The 506-nt window shown below is 42.9% G+C and carries 2 protein-coding genes; both read right to left on the bottom strand.

The window, feature by feature from the left end; all coding sequences use genetic code 11:
* Window positions 1-30: 30 nt before the first annotated feature.
* Entirely contained in the window at window positions 31-336 is a 306-nt protein-coding gene (locus HC175_RS17545) for a DUF202 domain-containing protein (protein WP_235942664.1), read from the bottom strand.
* Window positions 323-506, bottom strand: a 184-nt coding sequence (locus tag HC175_RS17540; protein ID WP_168139580.1) for a rhodanese-like domain-containing protein, incomplete at its 5' end; no start/stop codon positions are given. The genes HC175_RS17545 and HC175_RS17540, both read right to left, overlap by 14 nt.

Genomic DNA, 506 nt, shown 5'->3' with positions numbered 1-506 from the left:
AGGATGATCAAACTTTTTGGGAGGTAAACTTTACTCCTCTTCCACTTTAATTTTGGTGGTGTAATATTTCCTGATATGCCTTCGCACGTAAAGGAATCTTGCGAGGCCTATGATAAAAATTATGGGAGCAATGGCTAGCAGGAAGATCCCCAGATCGATCATGTCCTGCAGGGCTTCAACCCTCAATATTGCCACTCCCGAACTCAGCACAACAATAAAGGTGCGAAGGTAAGCAAGGAAAGTCCTTTCGTTAGCCATGCGGGTGCGGTCCATCGCCAACCAGTCACGGGTGATGAGATCTTCCTTTACTTTTTTTACCTGATTACTTTTCCGCAAAATCTTTCCAGGCCTTGTAGCCTCCTTTTAAGTCTATGATCTGTTTAAATCCCATTTCAGAAAGTTGGGCTGCAGCCTTTGCACTACGGTTTCCACTGCGGCAATAAAGATATACAGGTTCTTCTTTATCAAACTTTTCCATGTTTTTCAGGAAATCATCTGCAAGAAAA

It is taken from the genome of Salinimicrobium oceani, from assembly GCF_012037645.1.
This window is presented reverse-complemented; position numbering and strand designations above follow the sequence as displayed.